20 protein-coding genes are annotated in these 13616 nt (G+C 68.9%); 7 read left to right on the top strand and 13 right to left on the bottom strand.

What is annotated here, in order from left to right; all coding sequences use genetic code 11:
- Positions 1 to 37: 37 nt before the first annotated feature.
- From EPO51_RS26775 to EPO51_RS26755, 5 genes are all read left to right on the top strand, one after another.
- A complete protein-coding gene (locus EPO51_RS26775) occupies positions 38 to 247 on the top strand; it encodes a cold-shock protein (RefSeq protein ID WP_293357134.1) in 210 nt (69 codons plus the stop codon).
- 62 nt (positions 248 to 309) lie between these two features.
- Positions 310 to 537: a hypothetical protein gene (locus EPO51_RS26770; protein ID WP_293357132.1), complete on the top strand. Its 228-nt coding sequence runs from the start codon at positions 310 to 312 to the stop codon at positions 535 to 537.
- A 4-nt stretch (positions 538 to 541) separates the two neighbouring features.
- Positions 542 to 709 carry a hypothetical protein gene (locus EPO51_RS26765; RefSeq protein ID WP_293357130.1) on the top strand — a complete coding sequence of 56 codons (168 nt, stop codon included), beginning with the start codon at positions 542 to 544 and terminating at the stop codon, positions 707 to 709.
- An 8-nt stretch (positions 710 to 717) separates the two neighbouring features.
- Entirely contained in the window at positions 718 to 975 is a 258-nt protein-coding gene (locus tag EPO51_RS26760; RefSeq protein WP_293357128.1) for a hypothetical protein, read from the top strand.
- Positions 976 to 1057: 82 nt separating this feature from the next.
- Positions 1058 to 1912 (top strand): cyanophycinase, encoded by an 855-nt coding sequence (locus EPO51_RS26755; RefSeq protein WP_293357126.1) that lies wholly within the window; start codon positions 1058 to 1060, stop codon positions 1910 to 1912.
- On the opposite strand, the gene EPO51_RS26750 is transcribed toward EPO51_RS26755, so the two are convergent.
- The 10 genes from EPO51_RS26750 to gcvA form a co-directional block, all read right to left on the bottom strand.
- Complete coding sequence (locus EPO51_RS26750) at positions 1909 to 2850, bottom strand: bifunctional riboflavin kinase/FAD synthetase (RefSeq protein WP_293357124.1); 942 nt, start codon at positions 2848 to 2850, stop codon at positions 1909 to 1911. The two genes, EPO51_RS26755 and EPO51_RS26750, sit on opposite strands and share 4 nt — an antisense overlap.
- 13 nt (positions 2851 to 2863) lie before the next feature.
- Complete coding sequence (locus EPO51_RS26745) at positions 2864 to 3286, bottom strand: MaoC family dehydratase (protein WP_293357122.1); 423 nt, start codon at positions 3284 to 3286, stop codon at positions 2864 to 2866.
- 81 nt (positions 3287 to 3367) lie between these two features.
- Positions 3368 to 4231, bottom strand: a complete 864-nt coding sequence (locus EPO51_RS26740) for a TIGR01459 family HAD-type hydrolase (protein ID WP_293357120.1) — start codon at positions 4229 to 4231, stop codon at positions 3368 to 3370.
- Positions 4232 to 4366: 135 nt separating this feature from the next.
- Positions 4367 to 5608, bottom strand: a complete 1242-nt coding sequence (tipF, locus tag EPO51_RS26735; protein WP_293357118.1) for a flagella assembly cyclic-di-GMP phosphodiesterase TipF — start codon at positions 5606 to 5608, stop codon at positions 4367 to 4369.
- Positions 5609 to 5693: 85 nt separating this feature from the next.
- Positions 5694 to 6107: a DoxX family protein gene (locus EPO51_RS26730; RefSeq protein WP_293357116.1), complete on the bottom strand. Its 414-nt coding sequence runs from the start codon at positions 6105 to 6107 to the stop codon at positions 5694 to 5696.
- A gap of 76 nt (positions 6108 to 6183) precedes the next feature.
- The gene (locus tag EPO51_RS26725) at positions 6184 to 6603 is read right to left on the bottom strand and encodes a VOC family protein (RefSeq protein ID WP_293357114.1); all 420 of its coding nucleotides are present in this window, start codon (positions 6601 to 6603) and stop codon (positions 6184 to 6186) included.
- Positions 6604 to 6673: 70 nt separating this feature from the next.
- Entirely contained in the window at positions 6674 to 7942 is a 1269-nt protein-coding gene (locus EPO51_RS26720) for an RNA polymerase sigma factor (protein WP_293357112.1), read from the bottom strand.
- Complete coding sequence (locus EPO51_RS26715; protein ID WP_293357110.1) at positions 7939 to 8331, bottom strand: YciI family protein; 393 nt, start codon at positions 8329 to 8331, stop codon at positions 7939 to 7941. The genes EPO51_RS26720 and EPO51_RS26715 overlap by 4 nt, the downstream gene beginning before the upstream one ends.
- A gap of 68 nt (positions 8332 to 8399) precedes the next feature.
- The gene (locus EPO51_RS26710; RefSeq protein ID WP_293357108.1) at positions 8400 to 9278 is read right to left on the bottom strand and encodes a 3-hydroxybutyryl-CoA dehydrogenase; all 879 of its coding nucleotides are present in this window, start codon (positions 9276 to 9278) and stop codon (positions 8400 to 8402) included.
- A gap of 113 nt (positions 9279 to 9391) precedes the next feature.
- Complete coding sequence (gene gcvA, locus EPO51_RS26705) at positions 9392 to 10285, bottom strand: transcriptional regulator GcvA (protein WP_293357106.1); 894 nt, start codon at positions 10283 to 10285, stop codon at positions 9392 to 9394.
- 126 nt (positions 10286 to 10411) lie between these two features.
- Between gcvA and EPO51_RS26700 the strand changes: the two genes are divergently transcribed.
- Positions 10412 to 10783: an energy transducer TonB family protein gene (locus EPO51_RS26700; RefSeq protein WP_293357104.1), complete on the top strand. Its 372-nt coding sequence runs from the start codon at positions 10412 to 10414 to the stop codon at positions 10781 to 10783.
- A 133-nt stretch (positions 10784 to 10916) separates the two neighbouring features.
- Here the strand turns inward: EPO51_RS26700 and EPO51_RS26695 are convergent, their stop codons facing one another.
- Complete coding sequence (locus tag EPO51_RS26695) at positions 10917 to 11861, bottom strand: electron transfer flavoprotein subunit alpha/FixB family protein (RefSeq protein ID WP_293357102.1); 945 nt, start codon at positions 11859 to 11861, stop codon at positions 10917 to 10919.
- Positions 11862 to 12608, bottom strand: coding sequence for an electron transfer flavoprotein subunit beta/FixA family protein (locus EPO51_RS26690; protein WP_293357100.1), 747 nt, complete (start codon positions 12606 to 12608; stop codon positions 11862 to 11864).
- Between the two features lie 148 nt (positions 12609 to 12756).
- Here EPO51_RS26690 and EPO51_RS26685 point away from each other — a divergent pair, with 148 nt between their 5' ends.
- Entirely contained in the window at positions 12757 to 13044 is a 288-nt protein-coding gene (locus EPO51_RS26685) for a hypothetical protein (protein WP_293357098.1), read from the top strand.
- Here EPO51_RS26685 and EPO51_RS26680 read toward each other — a convergent pair.
- Complete coding sequence (locus EPO51_RS26680; protein WP_293357096.1) at positions 13041 to 13616, bottom strand: cob(I)yrinic acid a,c-diamide adenosyltransferase; 576 nt, start codon at positions 13614 to 13616, stop codon at positions 13041 to 13043. The two genes, EPO51_RS26685 and EPO51_RS26680, sit on opposite strands and share 4 nt — an antisense overlap.

The following is a 13616-nucleotide window of genomic DNA, read 5'->3' as shown; positions in this document are numbered from 1 at the left end:
GGACGCGTGAGTACTTGAACTAGAAAGACAAAACATCATGGCTACCGGCACTGTTAAGTGGTTCAACGCCACCAAGGGCTTCGGCTTCATCCAACCCGATGATGGCGGCAACGACGTGTTCGTGCACATCTCGGCCGTCGAACGTGCGGGCCTCGGCTCGCTGAACGAAGGCCAGAAGGTCCAGTTCGAACTGGAGCGCGACCAGCGCAGCGGCAAGATGTCCGCCGGCCAACTGCAAGCCGCCTAAGGAATACGGGCGCGCCCGGCGAGCAGGTCCGCACCTGCCCGCCGGGCGCCTCCACTTGGACCGTGACCACATCAACCATTGAACGCGCCTATGCGCTCGCTCGCTCGGGACAGGCTCCCAACCTCGCCGGGCTGAAGCAACGCCTGAAGGCGGACGGCTGCCGCGCCGTCGACGCGCTGCTGGCGCCCCGCGCCATCCGCGGCCATCTGGAAGCGATCTGCGCGGCGACGTACCAGGCCGCCGCCGTCGAACCGCCGCCTGCCGAGGCGGATCCCGCGCACACGGAGTAGCCGCATGGCCCGCAAGCCGAACTACCAGTTCGAGCGCATGGAACGCGATCGACAGAAGGCCATCAAGACGGCCGAGAAGGCCAGCGCCAAGCGCGAGCAGCGCGAGCGCGACCGGGCCGAATCCGAAACCAACAGCGCCGGCCCGGGCGACCCGAGCGCCGGCGAAAACTGAGAGACACCATGCCGAGCGGCGTCGCCTACAACCACGAGACCGTCATCCTGGACGGCGAGACCTTCTCGGACTGCGAATTCCGCGACTGTCGCCTGGTCTATTCGGGCGGCGAGACCCCCGTGTTCCAGAACTGCCAGTTCCACGGCTGCGAGTGGAAGCAGGACGACGCGGCGGCCCGCACCTTGGCCTATCTGAAGGCCGTGTGGAACGCCGGCGGCAAGCCGACCGTGCAGGCCCTGATCAAAGACATCACCGTCGCCCGCTAGGCCTCAGGCCCGCGGCGCGATTGAAATTTCCCGGAATACTGGGTGGTCTAGAGGTGGAGACATCCGCCTGTGGAGTCCCCTGATGCGCGTCCGCCTGTTTCCGGCGAAAGCCGTGCTTTCATTCGCCGCGGCCCTGATGCTCGCGACGGCTCCGGCCGCCGAGGCGGCGCCCCAGCCGCGTGGGCCGGACAAGGGCACGCTGATCATCGCCGGCGGCGGCAAGCTCGGGCCCGAGATCGTCGGCCGGTTCATCGCGCTGGCCGGCGGGCCCAAGGCGAGGATCGTGGTCATCCCGACCGCGGGTGAGGACGCCGCGTACGGCCAGGACTGCGCCTGCCTGAAGATGTTCAAGGACTTGGGCGCCACGAACCTCACAGTCCTGCACACGCGGGACAAGCCGCAGGCCGACACGGCCGCGTTCGCGGATCCGCTGACCAAGGCGACCGCCGTCTGGTTCGTCGGCGGACGGCACTGGCGCCTGGTCGATTCCTATGCCGGCACCCGCACCGAGGCCGAGATCAAGAACGTGCTGGCGCGCGGCGGCGTGGTGGGCGGCACCTCGGCGGGCGCTTCGATCCAGGCGTCCTACCTCGTCCGCGGCGCGCGGTCGGGCAACGAGATCATGATGGCCCCCGGCTACGAGCAGGGCTTCGGCCTCATGCGCGGCGTGGCCATCGACCAGCATGTCACGGCGCGCCACCGCGAGAGCGATCTCGACGCGGTCGTCGAGAAGCACCCGGACGTGCTGGGCATCGGAATCGACCAGTCGACAGCCATTGAGGTCCGGCGCGACAGCTTCGGGGTGATCGGCGTGGGCCACGTCTTCATCCACGACGGCAAGGAGCAGCCGAACGGCGGTCGCTACTACCTGTTGAAGGCCGGCGAGCGTTTCGACCTGGACAGCCTGTCGGCCAAGACGGCCGCGGACGGGCGCTAAACCCCCAGGACCTGCCGCGCCCGCTCGGCGTCCTTCATCACCTGTTCGGTCATGATCTCCAGACTGTCGAACTTCTCCTCGGGCCGCAGGAACGCGACCAGGTCGGTCTCGATCACCCGGTCGTAGATGTCCTCGTCGAAGTCGAAGAGCCAGACTTCGAGCAATGGGCGCGTCACGCCCTGGACCGTGGGGTTGATCCCGATGTTGGCGACGCCTGCGAACTCGCGGCCGTCCGACAGGCGCGTCCGCGTCGCATACACCCCGAATTTCGGCGAGACGTAGTCGCCCAGGTCGACGTTGGCGGTGGGGAACCCCAGCTTGCGGCCCAGCTGGCGGCCGCGCTGCACCGGCCCCTCGATGGCGAACGGGCGGCCCAGGATCTCGGCCGCGTCCTGCGGGCGACCCTCGCGCAGCGCCTCGCGCACGGCGGTCGACGAGAACTTGTCGCCGTCCAGGTCGCCCACGGGCTCGGCCACGCTGACGCCGAAGCCCATTTCGCCGCCGTAGGCCCGCATGGCGACCGGCGTCCCGGTGCGGCCCTTGCCGAACGAGTTGTCGAAGCCGACGGCCACGTGCCGCGCGCCCAGGCCGTCGTGAAGGACGCGGGCCGCGAACTCGCGGTCGGTCATGCCCGCCAGCTCGGCCTCGAGCGGCAGGACGTACAGGATGTCGACGTTCAGCTTTTCCAGCGCCCGCGCCTGCTGGTCGGTCTTCATCAGGCGGAACGCCGGCTCGTCGGGCCGGAAATAGACGCGCGGGTGGGGATCGAAGGTGATCACGCCCAGCGGCGCGCCCAGGTCGTTCGCGGCCCTCGCGGCCAGCTCGATCACCTGCTGGTGGCCCAGATGGACGCCATCGAAACTGCCCATGGCCACGGCGGCGCCGCGGTCGCTTTCAGACAGATCCTTCCAACCGCGAATGACCCGGATGCGCTTCATGCGCCCGTTTAAGTCATGCGGGGCGGCGCGGCGCAATCACTAGAGCTTCGCCATCGACCACGGTCTTGCCGCTGACCGCGCAGGCGGTGTCCAGGGTCACGTGGCCGCGTCCCTCGTCCAGGGCCTTGACCGTCACCTTGGCCACCACCAGGTCGCCGATCCTGACCGGCCGGCGGAACCTGAGCGACTGCGACAGGTAGATCGCGCCGGGGCCCGGCAGGCGGGTGCCCAGCACGGCCGAGATATAGGCGCCCGACAGCATGCCGTGGGCGATCCGCTCCCCGAAGGTGGTGGTCTTGGCGTAGGCGTCGTCCAGATGGACGGGGTTCAGGTCGCCGGACACCTCGGCGAACGCCTCGATGTCGGCGGCGCCCACGACACGGCTCATCTCCGCCGTCTGACCGACGGTCAGGTCATCGAAATACAGTCCTCGCACGGCGGATTCCCCCTCAGCCTGCTGTTGCGGCGCGCCTCCCGTCCCGCCGACCCGTGCCGTCAGCGGTGCGACTCGCGCCGTTCACCATGCCATATCGGGAATAGCCCAGGTCGCCTGTAGGCCTTCTTGCCGCAGGAGGTCATCGATCACCTCCATGTCGAGACCATCCGATCCCACCGTCTCCGCGCCGTGTATCCCATTGGCCACAAACAAGATATCCAACCCGCGGGCATTGGCGCCGCGCACGTCGGTCGGCAGGCCGTCGCCCACGCACAGCACCCTGGCCGCGTCGATCGGTCGCCCCAGCTCGGCTTCCGCCTGTTTCAGCGCCATCTCGTAGATCGGGGCGTAGGGCTTGCCGGCCATGATCGCCCGGCCGCCCAGGCTCTCGTACAGCTGGGCCAGCGCGCCGCCGCAGTAGATCAGCCTGTCGCCCCGCTGCACGACGATGTCCGGGTTGGCGCAGATCAGGTCCAGGCCGCGCCCGACGCAGCTGATGAACCGATCGCGATAGTCGCCCGGCTCGTCGTTCTCGTCGTCGTAGGGACCGGTCACCGAGATGAAGTCCGCGTCCTCCGGCCCGCCCATGGAGAGGTCCAGGCCGCCGTAGAGCACGCTCTGGTGCTCGGGGCCGATCGCCCACACTCGGCCGGGCGCGCGTGCGGCCAGCAGCGGGCGGGTGGCGTCGCCCGAGGTGACCAGCGTCGTCCAGGCGACGCGGGGTACGCCCAGCGCGTCGAGCTGCTCCACGACGGGCGGGTGCGGGCGGGGCGCGTTGGAGATCAGGATCACCGGCCCGACCTCGGCCCGGAACCGCGCCAGGGCGGCGCAGGCCTCGGGGAAGCTCTCCCGGCCGTTGTGGATCACGCCCCAGACGTCGCAGAGCAGCACGTCGTAGCGGCCGGCGAGCTCGGAGAGCCCTTGGATCGGGGTCGGGGAGGTCATGGATTGGGAACCACGGAAAACAAGGAAGGACACGGAAGACGCCCTCCCGCGTAGCGGGCGCTCGTAACAACCTGACGGCGCCGTGGAAACGAAAAAGGGCCCGCTCGCGCGGACCCTTCCGTGTCTTCCGTGGTCCTAAGCTGCGCGGACGCGGAGGCGTTCGACGTTGGACGGCGGGGAGCCGGCTTCGGCCAGGACGTCATTCTTGATGGCGCGGGGCTCGCCGAACAGGTGGCCCTGGGCCAGCTGGATGTCGAGGTCGAGGATGTCCACCACCTGGCGCTCGCTCTCCACCTTCTCGACAACCAGATCGACGCCGTAGCGGCGCAGCAGGAGCGAGAAGTCCTCGGCGGCCAGGTCGGGCATGGAGCGCAGGACGAGGCGGTCGTCCACCTCGGTGAGTTCGTCCAGCAGGGTCTGGGCCGCCACCTTCACGAACTTCACGTCGGCGCGGGTCAGGTCCTGAAGGTCCAGGTCGAGGTTAGTGACCTTGTCGATCGAGAAGCGGAAGCCCAGGTCGGCCAGCTTGGCCATGTTGCGGGCCTGGACCGCGTTGCGGCCCTCGAACGCCGCCTGGCCGATCTCGAACACCAGGGCCGGCGACAGGTCGCGGTTGGCGCGCAGCAGGTCCAGGAACTGCGGGAAGAACTCGTCGTCGCCCAGGCTGGACATCGAGATGTTGCAGAAGATGCCCACGCGGCGGTCCTGGCGCGCCAGGCGCCGGACGATCTGCACGCAGCGGAACAGCAGCAGGTTGTCGATGGCGGTGACCAGGCCGGCGGGCTCGGCGACCGAGAGGTACTCGGCCGGCATGATCACCTGGCCGGTGGCGTCGCGCAGACGCGAATAGCTTTCGTAGAAGACCGTCTTGCGCTGCGGCAGGCCGACGACCGGCTGCAGGTAGAGGTCGACCCGGTTCTCGGCGAGCGCCTCGCGGACGATCTCCATCATGCCGCGGGGCTGGCGCATGTCGTGGCCGCCGCGGGCGGCGAGGTAGGGCGCCTGCGGCTCGTCGAACCGGCGGCTCATCTTGTGGACCAGCTTTTCCAGCAGGTGGACCTCGCCGGTCAGCTCCTGCGAGCGGGACTTGTCGGCGTCGACCACGCCCGCGATCTGGGTCACCCGGCCGTCGATGCGCACCACCTGGTCCAGCAGGATGCGGTGGGCGTCGCGCACGGCTTCCACCTCGCCGCGGATCTCGCGCATCTCCAGGAAGCGCATGATCATGCCATGGGACGCCAGGCAGACGCCGAAGCAGCCCATCATGGACGAGATGGCCACGCCCCAGCCCATGCCGTTGCGCCAGAGGCTCAACGCTATGATCAGCGAGAGGCAGAGGTAGGTCGCGCAGAGAAGTGCGAGAGTGAGCCGCCGCATGGATCCTGTTCCGAATCACCCGGAGTATCCGCTGCGGACTCCAGGCTCGTCGAATTCATTAACCATGCCGCAGGTTCGGGATTGGTTAACGCCGAATCGGGAACAGCGCGCGGAGCTTCGCATCGCGCAGCCACAGGCCGCCCCAGGCGAACAGCGCCAGGTAAGGCCCGAACAGCATGTGGCTGAACAGGGGGTTCTCGTTCAACAGATGGACGGCGCAGGTCCCGCCCATCAGAGCCGCCACCAGCACCGCGCCCAGCATGGCGGTGCGGGGGAAGAGGTAGAGCGCCAGGATCGCGCCCTCCATCAAGCCGATGCCGAACCCGCTGCCGGGCGGCAGGCCGAGCTGGGCGGCGCTCTTGGCGACTTCGGGGTGGCCAACCAGCTTGATGCCCACGTCGAAGACCATGAAGGCGGCGAAGAGGCCGGTCAGGGTCCAGCCGGCGATGGTCGTGGCCTTGCCGTTCGGCGGCGCGGCGGTCGCTGCGATGTCAGTCATCGTCGTCGTTTCCTCGGATGAAGGCGGGCCCGCGACCGGAGGGGGAGAGCGGCCGCGGGCGCCGCCCGGGCGCGGCCTACGCGCCCTGATTGAAGGCCCAGGCGACGCCGAACGGGTCGCGGACCTGGCCCCAGGTGTCGCCCCAGAACATCTTCTGCGGCGGGACCACGGCCTCGCAGCCGGCGGCGACCGCGCGGTCGAACCACGCCTGGCAGTCGTCCACGATGAGCTGCATGGTGAAGCCCTGGGGCGGGACCTTCGCGAAGCCGTGCTCCTCGTAGAAGTCGCCCAGCATCACCGATGAGCCGTTGACGTAGAGGTGGATGTGCATCGTCCGGCCCTGGTCATCGACCGGGTGGGCGAAGGCGATCTCGGCGGCGAACGCCTTTTCGTAGAACCTGGCCGCCTTCGTCGCGCCGTCGAGGGAGAGATAGGCGACGACGCCGCCCTTGGTCTCGACCTGCGGCATGGCGGGAATTTCGAGGGTCTCGGACATCGGGGTCTCCTGGGTTCGGTTCCTGGTCCAAGGACGAACCACCCGGGACCGTCCCGACATCCTGGGTTCGCTAGCCCGCGTTTTCTTGTCCGGCGGGCGCATGGTCCAGCATCAGCCGATCCAGGTGCTGGCGGATGTGTGTGGCCTCGGCGGCCGTGTTGGCGAGCGCGATGGCCCGGTCGAAGGCCACGCGGGCCTCGGCGTGGCGGCCGATCTCCAGGTTCAGGGCGCCGGTCAGACCGTGGAAGTGGAAATAGCCGGACAGCTTGTCGGAAAGCGGCGCGATCATCTCCAACGCCGCCTCGGGACCGGCCACCTTGCTGACCGCCACGGCGCGATTCAGCGTGATCACCGGCGAGGGGGTCAACCGTTCGAGGCTGGCGTAGAGGCGGTCGATCTGCGGCCAGTCGGTGTCGGCCGGCGTGGCGGCGCGGGCGTGCAGAGCGCCGATGGCGGCCTGGACCTGGTAGGCGCCGGGACGGCGGTGGCGCATGGCCTTGTCGATCAGCGCCACGCCCTCGTTGATCATCTGCCGGTTCCAGAGGCTCCGGTCCTGGTCCTCCAGCAGCACGATCTGGCCCTCGGCGTCGAAGCGGGCTGGCGTGCGGGCGTGCTGCACCAGCATCAGGGCCAGCAGGCCCATGATCTCGGGCTCGGTCTGGTAGAGGCGCAGCAGCAGGCGAGTGAGGCGGATCGCCTCGCCGCAGAGCTGGGCCCGGGCCGGGTTGTCGCCGGCCGAATAGCCCTCGTTGAAGACCAGGTAGAGCATCGCCGCCACCGCCGCGAGGCGCTCGGCGCGCTCCACCGGCCCGGGGGTCTCGAACTGGGCGTCGCCTTCGGCCACGATGCGTTTGGCGCGGGTGATGCGCTGCTCCATGGCCGCCTCGCTGACGAGGAAGGCGCGGGCGATCTGCTTCACCGAAAGGCCCGAGACGATCCGCAGGGCGAGCGCGATCTGCTGGGTTGGGGGCAGGTCGGGGTGGCAGCAGATGAACAGCAGGCGCAGCACGTCGTCGCGGTAGTCGGAGGCGTCGATCCGATCGACCGCCCGCGCCTCGGCGTCGTCCAGGTCGGACAGCTTCTCCTCGGGCGGCAGCTCGGTCTGGCGGGAACGCTTGCGCACCCCGTCCAGGGCGGCGTTGCGCCCCACCATGATCAGCCAGGCGGCGGGGTCGCGCGGCGGCCCGTTCTTCGGCCAGTTGTTGAGGGCGCGCAGGCAGGCGTCCTGGAAGGCCTCCTCGGCGGTGTCCAGGTCGCGGAAGTAGCGGAGCAACGCCCCCACGGCCTGGGGACGTGCGGCGGAGATCGCCGCATTGATCCAGGCCAGGTCGTTGCTCATGCCGCGACGACGCCCTTGGCGACCGCCTCGGCCGAACCGGCATTGTAGACCGCCAGCGGACGGATCTCGTAGGCGCCGCCGGGGTTGGCCTCGCCCAGATCCCTAGCGACCTGCAGGGCCTCGTCCAAGTCCGCCACGTCGATGATGTAGATGCCGAGCAACTGCTCCTTCGTCTCGGCGAACGGGCCGTCGATCACCAGGGGCGGGTCGCTCTTGCGGAAGGTGGTGGCCGCCGTCGTCGGCAGCAGACGCAGCGACGGGCCCAGCTTGCCCGCGGCCTCCAGGCGGTCGCGGACCACGCCCAGGCGGGCCATGACCTCGCCGTCCTGCTTCTTGTCCCAGCCCCAGACGACGTCCTCGTCGTTGTAGCAGAGCAGCGCGTAGAGCATCTCGGGCCTCCTCGTTCGTCTCTAGGACGGCGGAGAATGCCCCAGCCCGACAGGCGGGCGCAAAAAGATCAGCGCGTGGGGACGGGCTTGTCGCCGCGGTAGTCGTAGAAGCCGCGGCCCGACTTGCGGCCGAGCCAGCCGGCCTCGACGTATTTCACCAGCAGCGGGCAGGGCCGGTACTTGGAGTCGGCCAGGCCCTCGTACAGCACGTTCATGATCGACAGCACGGTGTCGAGGCCGATGAAATCGCCCAGTTCGAGGGGCCCCATCGGGTGGTTCGCGCCCAGGCGCAGCGCCGTGTCGATCGCATCGACCGTGCCGACGCCCTCGTACAGCGTGTAGATCGCCTCGTTGATCATCGGCACCAGCACGCGGTTGACGATGAAGGCGGGGAAATCCTCGGCGTTCGAGGTGGTCTTGCCCAGCGACTGGGCGAAACTGACGGCCAGTTCGTAGGTGTCGGCGTCGGTGGCGATGCCGCGGATGATCTCCACCAGCTTCATCACCGGCGCCGGGTTCATGAAGTGCAGGCCGATGAACTTGCCGGGGCGGTCGGTGGCCGAGGCCAGGCGCGTGATCGAGATCGACGAGGTGTTGGAGGCCAGCAGTGTGTGCGGGGTCAGGTGCGGCTGAAGGGCCTTGAAGATGGTCTTCTTGGTCTCTTCGTTCTCGGTGGCCGCCTCGATCGCCAGGTCGGTCTTGCCGATGCTCTGCAGCTCGGCCGCCGGCTTGATGCGGGCGATCGCCGCTTCCATCGCCGTGTGCTCGATGACGCCGCGCTGGACCTGGCGGGTCATGTTCTTTTCGATCTGCGCGATGCCCTGGTCGATGCGCTCGGGGCTCACGTCGTGCAGCAGCACGTCGTAGCCTCCCAGGGCGCAGACGTGGGCGATGCCGGAACCCATTTGGCCGGCGCCGATGATGCCGACCGTCTTGATGTCAACCACAGGCCTGAATCCTCAACAGCGGATGCTGCTTTTTGTGGCAGCTTTCTAACAGTGTCAGCTTTCTAACATCTGTATGGCGCACTGCGGCAAGCTGAATTGCTGCGTCGCAAAAATCAATCGCCGTGCGGCGGCCCCCCTGCGGCCGCCTCGCCGAGCAACCAGTCCCGCAGTGCGGCGATCCGGCGCAACTTACGGCTGTCGGGACGCCAGACGATCCAAAAGCCCAATTCGGAGGCGACTCCCGCCTCGAAGGGCCTGACGAGGCGGCCGGTCTTCAAGTCGTGCTCGATCAGGGCGCTGCGCGCCAAGGCCACGCCGATGCCCTGGGCGGCCGCCTCCAACAGCATGGCGGAGTCCTCAAACAGCATGCCCTGCTGCGGCGGGGGCGCGATCCCGAACTGCCCGAACCAGAGGCTCCAGGGGCGATGGCCGTGGTGCAGCAGCGGGACCGCCAGCAGGTCGCCGGGTTCCCGCAGCGGGCGGGCGGCCAGGAAGGCCGGGCTGCAGACCGGCGTGAGGGTCTCGCTGAACAGGTGGGCCGCCTCCACTCCGTCCCAACCCCCGGCGCCATAGCGGACGGCGATGTCCACGCCATCGGTGGTGAAGTCCGCCCGGCGCTCCTCGACCCGCAACTCCAGGTTTGCATCGGCCAGGTCGGCCAGCATCCTCGGCAGGCGCGATGGCAGCCAGCGATTGGCGAACTGCGACTCCAGGCTGACCACCAGGGGGTCGCGCACCGCCACCGCGGCGAAGTCGGCCACCGCGTTCTTCAGGACGTCCAGGCCACGCGACACCTCGCCCGCGAGGCGCTGGGCGTCGGTGGTGGGGATCATGGCGTTGCCGCGCCGCTCGAACAGGCGCGCGCCCAGCTCGGCCTCGAGGCGCCGGATCTGCTGGCTCACGGCGCCGTGGGTCACCGACAGCTCCTTGGCCGCGCCGCTGTAGCTGCGATGCCGGGCGGCCGCCTCGAGGGCGCGGAGCGCGAAGAACGGCGGCAGGCGGACCATGGTCAAGGTCGTTAGCTCAGGTAACAACCCCTGGCAAAATCTATCGTTGGCGAAGCTTGGGTCCCATTCCCACATCCCGTCTGTGCGGCGCTGCACAATGGTGTGTGAAATCAAAGGACTATCCCTATGAAGATCGTTCCTCTCCTGCTATCCGCCGCGCTGCTCCCGTTCGGAGGGGCCGCCCACGCCGCCAACCGCGCCGTGACCGACTACCTGCAACGCGCCAGCGCCGAAGCCACCGCGGATCTTGCCGCCGCAGGGGTCGACTCCGGCGAGGGGCTGACGGTCCAGGCCCGGGTCGGCAGCGACGGGCGGCTGACGGGCGCCCGGGTGGTGAAGTCGTCGGGCTCGGCGGAGGCTGACCAGAAGGCCGCGAAGGTGCTGCGCCGTCTGCGGGTCGGCGCGCCGCCGAACGTGCTGATCGGCGCGGACGTCAGGATCGCCATCGGCCCCGAGCAGGTCCTGCAGGCCCAGAACCCACAGGCCACGAATCCCTGACCCGTCGCGGGACCCCACTCACGTGGCGGAGATGGAAAGGGGCGGTCTCCCACGGGCCGCCCCTGCTTCCTTGGCGCATGAAAAAGGGCGGCCCTCGCGGGCCGCCCCAATTCGTTCTGCGCGATGGCGCGGGCTATTTCCCCGCGGCGGTCAGCGCGCTCATCAGTTCGGGCACGGCGGCCTTGTAGTCGGCGACCAGGCCGAAGTCGGCGACCTGGAAGATCGGCGCGTCGCCGTCCTTGTTGATGGCGACGATGATCTTGGAGTCCTTCATGCCGGCCAGGTGCTGGATGGCACCCGAGATGCCGATGGCGATGTAGAGCTCCGGGGCGACGACCTTGCCGGTCTGGCCCACCTGGTAGTCGTTCGGGGCGTAGCCCGCGTCCACCGCGGCGCGCGAGGCCCCGACGGCGGCGCCCAGCTTGTCGGCCAGGGGCTCGATCACCTTCTGGAACTCCTCGGCCGAGCCCATGGCGCGGCCGCCGGAGACCACGATCTTGGCGGCGCCCAGGTCCGGGCGGGCCGACTTGACGATCTTCTGGTCGACGAAGTGGCTCTTGGCCGGGGCGGCGGGCGCCGAAACGCTCTCCACCTTCGCGGATCCGCCCTCGGCCGCAGCCTTGAAGGCGGTCGGGCGAACCGTCAGCACCTTCTTGGCGTCGGACGACTGGACGGTCTCCAGCGCGTTGCCGGCATAGATCGGGCGCACGAAGGTATTGGCGTCCACCACCTCGATCACGTCCGAGATCTGGGCCACGTCCAGCTTCGCGGCGACGCGCGGGCTGAAATTCTTGCCCTGGGTCGTCGCGGGCGTGAGCACCGCGTCGTAGTTCCCCATCAGGCACACGACCAGGTCCTGGAACGCCTCGGCCAGGCCCTGGCCCAGCTCGGCGCTGTCGGCGGTCAGCACCTTGCGGACGCCGGCGATCTTGGCGGCTTCCGCGGCGATGGCTGCGGTGCTGGACCCGGCCACCAGGACGTCCACGTCGCCCGAGATCGCCAGGGCGGCGGTCACGGTCTTGTGGGTGTTGTCCTTGAGGGTGGAGTTGTCGTGGTCGGCGACGACGAGAACGGCCATCTAGAGGACCCCCGCGGTCTTGAGGTTGGAGACGAGATCGGCGGCGGTCTCGACCTTCACGCCGGCCGTACGCTTCGGCGGCTCGGTGACCTTCACGACCTTGAGGCGCGGGGCGGTGTCGACGCCGAGCGAACCCAGCTCCTTCACGTCCAGCGGCTTCTTCTTGGCCTTCATGATATTGGGCAGGCTGGCGTAGCGCGGCTCGTTGAGGCGCAGGTCGGCGGTGACGACCGCCGGCAGGTCCACGCTCAGCGTCTGCAGGCCGCCGTCGACCTCGCGGGTCACCTTGGCCTTGCCGCCTTCGATCGCGACTTCCGAGGCGAACGCCGCCTGCGGCCAGTCGAGCAGGGCGGCCAGCATCTGGCCGGTGGCGTTGTTGTCGCCGTCGATGGCCTGCTTGCCCATCAGGACCAGCTCGGGGTTCTCTTCGGCGATCACGGCCTTCAGAACCTTGGCGATCGCCAGCGGCTCCAGATCCTGGTCGGTCTGGACGAGGATGGCGCGGTCGGCGCCCATCGCCAGCGCGGTGCGCAGGGTTTCCTGGGCCTGCTGGGGACCCACGGACACGGCGACGATCTCGCTCGCGGCGCCCTTTTCCTTCAGACGGACCGCCTCTTCGACGGCGATCTCGCAGAAGGGATTCATCGACATCTTGACGTTCGCGAGGTCGACACCCGTCTGATCGGCCTTAACACGGGCCTTGACGTTGTAGTCGATCACCCGCTTCACCGGGACCAACACCTTCATGGGTTGCTAGCGCCTCAAATTGATTGCGGAAAGAAATGAGCCGGGTGGGCAATAGCGGTTCCGCCGAGCATTGCAAGCACGCGCGCCTCTCTTTGGCCGCAGCGCGCGCATCTAGCCAGACGGGGGTCTCCTTACGTAAAAGGCCCGCATGAACGCGAATATCGAGCGCCTGAAGCTCATCTTCATCGCCGTCTTCCTCGTCGCCGTCATCGGCGTCGTGGTCTGGCAGGTCGGCTGGGCGATCCCGGCCGCCAAGTGCGAGAAGGAACAGCACAAGTGGTGGGACTACGGCCAGCGGGTCTGCGCCCAGCCCGTGCTGATCTCGGACATCACCGGCCGCGTGATCACCGATGAGAAGGCCCTGGCCGAGGCCCGCAAGGCCCTGGGCCGCCCGGCCGCGCCGGTGGCGGCTCCCACGGCGGCGGCGAAGAACTAACGCGTCGCCCCGGACTTCCAGAAAACCTCGGACGCGCCCTGCCCGTTGGCCCAGCGGGCGGCGACGAACAGGAAGTCCGACAGGCGGTTGAGATAGCGCAGCGCCGGCCCGCTGACCGGCTCGCCGGCCTCGACCAGACGCACGGCGTCACGTTCCGCGCGGCGGCTGACGGTGCGGGCCAGGTGCAGCGCCGCCGCCGCCGGTGTCCCTCCGGGCAGGATGAAGGACTGGAGCGGCGGGAGACGGTCGTTCAGGGCGTCGATCTCGCCCTCGATGCGGGCGATCTGGCTGTCCAGCACCCGCAGCACCGACCCCTCGACCTCGTCCGCCTTGGCCGGGGTCGCCAGGTCGGCGCCCAGGTCGAACATCTCGTTCTGGATGCGGCCCAGCATGGCTTCGAGTTCGGGGTCGGCGGCCAGGTGGACGCGGGCCAGGCCGATGCAGGCGTTGGTCTCGTCGACCGCGCCATAGGCCTCGACCCGCAGGTCGGTCTTGCTGACCGTGGCGCCGGTGGCCAGCCGGGTCGTGCCGGCGTCGCCCGTGCGCGTGTAGATGCGGTTGAGGGTGACCAT

This window comes from Phenylobacterium sp., assembly GCF_004297125.1.
Taxonomy (GTDB): domain Bacteria; phylum Pseudomonadota; class Alphaproteobacteria; order Caulobacterales; family Caulobacteraceae; genus Phenylobacterium.
This window is presented reverse-complemented; position numbering and strand designations above follow the sequence as displayed.